Here is a 4,594-nt window from a genome sequence, read left to right on the forward strand (position 1 = left end):
CCGCCGCCGTACCCGAAGGCCCCCACCCCGAGGAGTTCCATGCCCCGCATGCCGTCGGCCGAGCGGCGCGCCCAGCTGACCGAGGCGGCGATCCGCGCGATGACCCGTGACGGCGTCGCCCGGACCACGACCCGCTCGATCGCCGCCGAGGCCGGCGTGTCCCTGAGCGTCTTCCACTACTGCTTCGACTCCAAGCAGGAGCTGCTGGAATCCGTCCTCGGCGCGATCACCGCGCACTACGTCTCCGTGGTGCGGGAGGCGATCCGGCCGAAACCCACCCTCCGCGAGACCGTCCGGGCCGGTTTCCAGGCGTACTGGGACCACGTGGGCGCCCAGCCCGGCGAGCACATGCTCACCTACGAGCTCACCCAGTACGCCCTGCGCCGGCCCGGGTTCGAGCACCTGGCCCGCCGCCAGTACGAGCTGTACTGCCAGACGTACGAGGAGCTGATCGGGCAGCTGTGCCGGGACATGGAGCTCGCGCCGAAGGTCCCGGCCCCCGTCCTGGCCCGGTACCTGGCGGCCATGACCGACGGGCTGACCCTGAGCGTGCTGGTCCTCGGCGACGAGAAGGCCGCCGCGGCGATCCTCGACATGATCACCGAGCACGTCGTGGGGCTGATGGAGGACTGACCGGCCGGCCGTCACCCCTGCTCCGCGGCCTCCCAGACGGTGGTGATGTTGCAGAACTCGCGGATGCCGTGCCCGGACAGCTCCCGCCCGTACCCGGACCGCTTGACCCCGCCGAAGGGCAGGGCCGGGTGGGAGGCGGTCATCCCGTTGACGAAGATGCCGCCCGCTTCGAGCTCGGCGACGAAGCGCTCCAGGTCGGAGTCCTCCCGGGTCCACACGTTGGAGCTGAGTCCGAAGGGCGTGCGGTTGGCCCGCTCGACGGCCTCGTCCAGGCTGTCCACCCGGTAGAGGGTGGCGACGGGGCCGAAGGTCTCCTCCAGGTCGACGCGCATCTGGGGGGTGACGTCGGCCAGCACCGTCGGCTCGTAGAACCAGCCGTCGGGGCGGCCGGGCGGGCGGCGGCCCCCGCACAGGACCGTGGCCCCGTGGCGCACGGCGTCGTCGACCAGCTCCTCCACGTCGGCGCGGCCGCTCTCGGTGGCCAGCGGGCCGACGTCGGTGGACTCCTCCATGGGGTCGCCGACGGTGAGCGCCCGCATGCCGTCGGTGAAGAGGCGGGCGAACTCCTCGTAGACGTCGGTGTGGACGATGAACCGCTTGGCGGCGATGCAGGACTGCCCGTTGTTCTGCACCCGCGCGGTCACCGCCGTCCGCGCCGCCCGGGCGATGTCGGCCGAGGGCATCACGATGTACGGGTCGCTGCCGCCGAGCTCCAGGACGGTCTTCTTGACCTCGTCCCCCGCTACGGACGCCACGGCGCGCCCGGCCGGTTCGCTGCCCGTCAGGGTGGCCGCCGCCACGCGGGGGTCGCGCAGGATGCCCTCGACGGGGCCCGAGCCGATGAGCAGGGTCTGGAAACAACCCTGCGGGAAGCCCGCCCGCTGGAAGAGGTCGCCGAGGTACAGGGCCGTCTGGGGGACGTTCGACGAGTGCTTGAGCAGGCCCACGTTGCCGGCCATCAGCGCGGGTGCGGCGAAGCGCACGACCTGCCAGAGCGGGAAGTTCCACGGCATGACGGCGAGCACCACGCCCAGGGGCCGGTAGCGGACCCGTACGGCCGAGGCGCCCGCGTCGCGGACGTCGGCGTCGGTGGGGTGCTCGTCGGCGAGGAGCGACTCGGCGCGGGCCGCGTACCAGCGCATCGCCTTGACGCACTTGGCGGCTTCCGCGCGGGCCGCCGCGAGGGGTTTGCCCATCTCGACGGTCATGGTGCGGGCGACGTCCTCGGCCTCCGCCTCCAGCAGGTCCGCGGCGCGTTCGAGCAGCGCGGAGCGCTCGGCGAAGGAGGTGCGCCGGTACGTCGCGGCCGTGCGCGCGGCCAGGGCCAGGCAGCGTTCGACGCCGGCGGCGTCGAGGGCGTCGAAGGAGAGCAGCGTCCGGCCCGTCGTGGGGTTGACGGTGGCGATGGGCATGCTCCGACCTTGCCCGCCGGGCCCCGCCCCCGCAACGCGAGGACCGGCCGTCGTGCGTGCCGGGCGTCCGCGGGGCAGGCGGGACTTCGCGGACGCCCCCTAGTGTTCTGAGTCTGGAATTCTGTTTAGATGTAGGCTTTCGGTATGGCGATGGGGCGGCCGAAGGCCGAGTTGGTGTTGACCGATGAGGAGCGGGCCGCGCTCGAGGGCTGGGTGCGGCGCCGTTCGACGCCTCAGGCGTGGGCCTTGCGCTGCCGAATCATCCTGGCCTGCGCCGAAGGCGCGACGAACAAGGACGTTGCGGCCCTGGTGGGTTCCACGCCTCAGGCGGTGGGCCGCTGGCGGGCCCGTTTCGTGCAGTACCGGATCGCGGGCCTCGGGGACATGCCGCGTTCGGGCGGGCCCAGGACGGTGACGGACGAGCAGGTCGCCGCCTTGGTCACCAAGACGCTGGAGTCGACGCCGAAGGGGGCGACGCACTGGTCCACGCGGTCGATGGCCAAGGAGACGGGTCTGTCTCAGTCGACGGTGTCGCGTGTCTGGCGGGCGTTCGGCCTTCAGCCGCACCGGTCCGAGACGTTCAAGCTGTCGACGGATCCGTACTTCGTCGACAAGGTCCACGATGTCGTCGGCCTGTACCTGGATCCGCCGGAGCGGGCCCTTGTGTTCTGCGTCGACGAGAAGTCGCAGATCCAGGCCTTGGACCGGTCTCAGCCGGTGCTGCCGATGATGCCGGCGGTGCCCGAGCGGCGGACGGCGGATTACGTCCGGCACGGCACCACCACCCTCTTTGCCGCCCTCGAGGTCGCCACCGGCAAGGTGATCGGATCCCTGCACCGCCGCCACCGTGCCGAGGAGTTCAAGAAGTTCCTCGTCAAGCTCGACAAGGAAGTCCCGACCGGCCTCGAGGTCCACCTCGTGCTGGACAACTACGCCACCCACAAGACCCCGGACATCAAGAAGTGGCTGCTGGCGCACCCCCGGTTCCACCTGCACTTCACGCCCACCGGATCGTCCTGGCTGAACCTGGTGGAGCGGTGGTTCGCCGAGCTGACCAACAAGCAGATACGGCGAGGCGTTCACAAATCCGTCCAGGCCCTGGAGAAGGACATCCGCGACTGGATCGCCACGTGGAACCGCGACCCGAAGCCCTACGTGTGGACCAAGACTGCGGACGAGATCCTTGAACGCCTCGCCAGCTATCTGAACAGAATTCCAGACTCAGAACACTAGCGGCGCCCGCGCGGCTTGCCGCCCCGCTTGGCGGCGGGCTTGCCGCCCGACCTCGCCGCGGGCTTGCCTCCGGAGCGCGCGGCGGGCTTGCCGCCGCCCGTCTTCGCGCCGCCGGCCTTGGCGCCGCCCGCCTTGCCGCCGGCGCCCCCGGTGGCCTTGCGCTGCTTGGGCTGCGGCGGGGTGGGCTGGCGGCCGCGGGTGCTGTTCACGGTCCGGCCGCGGACGATCCCGATGAACTCCTCCACCAGGTCGGTGGTCTTCTCCTCGGGCCAGGACAGGGCGATCCGCGAGGCGGGGGCGTCGGAGACCGTGCGGTAGGTGAGGTCCTTGCGGTGGTGCAGGCGGGCCAGGGACTGCGGGACGACGAGGACGCCGATGCCCGCCGCGACCAGCTCGACGGCGTCCGCCGTGGTGGCGGGCCGCTCGAAGGCGGGGCGTCCGGGCAGGGTCTCCCAGGGGAGGACGTCGTCCAGGGGGTGCAGCACGATCTCGTCGGCGAGGTCCTCGGTGGTGATCTCCTCGACGGCGGCCACGACGTGGTCCTTCGGGACGACCACGACGGTCGTCTCGGTGTAGAGGGGGATCGCGCTGAGGTCCGCCCCGTCCACCGGCATCCGTACGAACCCGGCGTCGGCGTCGCTGGTGCGCAGCGCGGCGAACGCCTCGGCGGCGGGCACTCCGACGAGGGTCAGCGGGACGTCGGGCAGCCGCTCGTTCCAGATCCGCACCCACTTGGTGGGCGTCACTCCCGGGACGTAGGCGAGCCGGAACGAAGGGGGTGTATCCGAGCCTGTCACCCCGCAAGGCTACCGGTCGTGGTCGGAGGTAGCGCACATGCTCGATACCCTTGACCCCATGACGTCGCACCAGAGCACCCAGACGATGAAGCCCGCGACCGCGGCGAAGAAGCTGGGTGTGTACCTCGAGGCCACCCCCGCAGAGTTCCAGGAGGGCGTGGTCTCGCGCGCCGAGCTGAACGCACTCCAGGCCGAGCCGCCGGCCTGGCTGGTGGAGCTGCGGCGCAACGGCCCGCACCCGCGTCCGGTGGTCGCCTCGAAGCTGGGCGTCTCCATCGCCGGTCTCGCGCGCGGCGGGGTCACCGAGGCGCTCACCACCGAGCAGATCGAGGCGATCAAGCAGGAGAACCCGGAGTGGCTGCAGAAGGAGCGCTCCACCCAGGCCGAGGTCCGCAAGGAAGCGGTGCGGATCAAGGAGAAGCAGGCGCAGGACGCGGCCCGGCGCGCCGGGAAGCAGGACTGACCCCCGCCACCACGGGGCACGATGTTGGCCGGGTCGAAGACCACGCGGACGACTTC

Annotated in this window: 5 protein-coding genes; 3 read left to right on the forward strand and 2 right to left on the reverse strand. The window is 71.5% G+C overall.

What is annotated here, in order from left to right; translation table 11 throughout:
- The first annotated feature begins 39 nt into the window (after positions 1 to 39).
- The gene (locus tag SSNG_RS05230; RefSeq protein ID WP_007262755.1) at positions 40 to 633 is read left to right on the forward strand and encodes a TetR/AcrR family transcriptional regulator; all 594 of its coding nucleotides are present in this window, start codon (positions 40 to 42) and stop codon (positions 631 to 633) included.
- Positions 634 to 644: 11 nt separating this feature from the next.
- Here the strand turns inward: SSNG_RS05230 and SSNG_RS05235 are convergent, their stop codons facing one another.
- Entirely contained in the window at positions 645 to 2,045 is a 1,401-nt protein-coding gene (locus SSNG_RS05235; RefSeq protein ID WP_007262756.1) for an NADP-dependent succinic semialdehyde dehydrogenase, read from the reverse strand.
- 150 nt (positions 2,046 to 2,195) lie between these two features.
- Here SSNG_RS05235 and SSNG_RS05240 point away from each other — a divergent pair, with 150 nt between their 5' ends.
- The gene (locus SSNG_RS05240) at positions 2,196 to 3,278 is read left to right on the forward strand and encodes an IS630 family transposase (RefSeq protein ID WP_206731370.1); all 1,083 of its coding nucleotides are present in this window, start codon (positions 2,196 to 2,198) and stop codon (positions 3,276 to 3,278) included.
- On the opposite strand, the gene SSNG_RS05245 is transcribed toward SSNG_RS05240, so the two are convergent.
- On the reverse strand, positions 3,275 to 4,075 hold the full coding sequence (locus SSNG_RS05245; protein WP_007262758.1) for a LysR substrate-binding domain-containing protein: 801 nt from the start codon (positions 4,073 to 4,075) through the stop codon (positions 3,275 to 3,277). The two genes, SSNG_RS05240 and SSNG_RS05245, sit on opposite strands and share 4 nt — an antisense overlap.
- Before the next feature lie 58 nt (positions 4,076 to 4,133).
- On the opposite strand from SSNG_RS05245, the gene SSNG_RS05250 reads away from it, so the two are divergent.
- A complete protein-coding gene (locus SSNG_RS05250) occupies positions 4,134 to 4,538 on the forward strand; it encodes a DUF5997 family protein (RefSeq protein ID WP_007262759.1) in 405 nt (134 codons plus the stop codon).
- The last annotated feature ends 56 nt before the right edge of the window (positions 4,539 to 4,594 follow it).

The organism is Streptomyces sp. C, assembly GCF_000158895.1.
In the GTDB taxonomy this organism is placed as follows: domain Bacteria; phylum Actinomycetota; class Actinomycetes; order Streptomycetales; family Streptomycetaceae; genus Streptomyces; species Streptomyces racemochromogenes.

What these genes read in the sequence shown, in the direction of transcription:
- SSNG_RS05250 (WP_007262759.1), top strand. Translation starts at nt 4,134, where the DNA reads ATGACGTCGCACCAGAGCACCCAGACGATGAAGCCCGCGACCGCGGCG.
- SSNG_RS05235 (WP_007262756.1), bottom strand. Translation starts at nt 2,045, where the DNA reads ATGCCCATCGCCACCGTCAACCCCACGACGGGCCGGACGCTGCTCTCC.
- SSNG_RS05230 (WP_007262755.1), top strand. Translation starts at nt 40, where the DNA reads ATGCCCCGCATGCCGTCGGCCGAGCGGCGCGCCCAGCTGACCGAGGCG.
- SSNG_RS05240 (WP_206731370.1), top strand. Translation starts at nt 2,196, where the DNA reads ATGGGGCGGCCGAAGGCCGAGTTGGTGTTGACCGATGAGGAGCGGGCC.